Origin of the sequence: Aquabacterium sp. (genome assembly GCF_035476535.1) — a bacterium.
GTDB lineage: Bacteria > Pseudomonadota > Gammaproteobacteria > Burkholderiales > Burkholderiaceae_C > Pseudaquabacterium.
The window spans coordinates 1-1,526 of the sequence record NZ_DATILJ010000254.1 but is presented as its reverse complement, the minus strand read 5'-3'; the positions used below and the strand labels follow the sequence as shown (position 1 = coordinate 1,526).

Below are 1,526 nucleotides of genomic sequence, written 5' to 3'. Positions count from 1 at the left end.
GGACAGCGGGGCGTTGCCCCAGGTGTGGGTGCTGGAGCTGTCGAGCTTCCAGCTCGACACGGCCGGCGACTTCGAGCCGACCGCGGCCACCGTGCTGAACCTGACCCAGGACCACCTGGATTGGCATGGCGACATGGACGCGTACGCGGCGGCCAAGGCAAAAGTGTTCGGCAAGTCAGCGCTCATGATCCTCAACCGCGAGGATCCGCTGGTGATGAAGATGCTGCCTGCGGCCGTGCGGCTCAAGGGTGGAAAGATGGAGCAGCGCGCTTACCTCACCTTCGGCGCGGACATGCCGCAGCGGCCCGGCGACTTCGGCATCGAAGTCGTCAACGGCATGACCTGGCTGGTGCGTGCGCTGGAAGCCGATGAGACCCAGCGCAAACGCAAGGACGTGGACGAGGAACTGCACTTTCAGCGCCTCATGCCCGCCGACGCCTTGCGCATCCGGGGCCGCCACAACGCCGTGAATGCCCTGTCGGCATTGGCCCTGGCCACCGCCGCCGGTTGCACGCTCGGCCCCATGCTGTATGGCCTGCGCGAATACCGTGGCGAGCCGCATCGGGTGGAGCCCATCGGCATCGTCAACGACATCGAGTACTTCGACGACAGCAAGGGCACCAATGTGGGCGCCACCGTCGCGGCGCTGCAGGGCCTGGGCGCCGAGCGCAAGGTGGTGGTCATCCTGGGCGGCGACGGCAAAGGCCAGGACTTCGGCCCGCTGGCCGCACCCGTGGCCCGCCACGCGCGCGGCGTTGTGCTCATCGGGCGCGACGCGCCACAGATTCGCGCCGTGCTCGAAAGCGCGGGCGTGACGCTGCTCGATGGCGAGACGATGGAGCAGGCCGTGTCGCTCGCCACCCAGCGGGCCCACGCGGGCGATGCGGTGTTGATGTCTCCCGCCTGCGCGAGCTTCGACATGTTCCGCAACTACGGGCATCGCGCGGAGGTGTTCCGCGCCGCGGTGCAGGCGCTGGCCGACGAAGCTGGCGTGGACCTGGAGGGGCAGGCGTGAACGCACTGGCTCAACGCTTGACGAGCTGGTTCGGCGGGACGTCCGGCCTGGCGATGCCCCCAGTACCGATGCGCGGCGCCGGCTACGGACGCGCCGCCGCGCCGGCCGGCGTCCATGGCTTCGACCAGGCGCTGGCCTGGGTCACCGTGGCGCTGCTGGCCTTTGGCCTGGTGATGGTGTATTCGGCTTCGGTGGCACTGCCCGACAACCCGAAGTTCGCGCGCTATGCCCACACGCATTTCCTCGTGCGGCACGCCATTTTCATGGCGTTGGCGTTCATCGCGGCGCTGCTCGCTTTTCAGGTGCCGATGGCGACCTGGGAGAAGGTCGCTCCCTGGCTCTTCGTGGTTTCACTGTTGCTGCTGATCGCGGTGCTGATTCCGCAAATCGGCAAGGGCGTGAACGGCGCCCGGCGCTGGATCGGCTTCGGGTTCATGAGTTTCCAGCCTTCCGAACTGGCGAAGTTCGCTGTTCTCCTGTATGCCGCCGATTACATGGTGCGCAAGATGGA

General features: G+C 67.5%; 2 protein-coding genes. Both read left to right on the top strand.

The genetic code is table 11. From position 1 onward, the window contains the following. Positions 1–1,015 (top strand): UDP-N-acetylmuramoyl-L-alanine--D-glutamate ligase (gene murD, locus VLK61_RS25575; RefSeq protein ID WP_325425323.1); only part of this gene is annotated, 1,015 nt, incomplete at its 5' end. A 53-nt stretch (positions 1,016–1,068) separates the two neighbouring features. Next, positions 1,069–1,526: FtsW/RodA/SpoVE family cell cycle protein (locus VLK61_RS25570; protein ID WP_325425325.1), on the top strand; the 458-nt coding region annotated here is incomplete at its 3' end.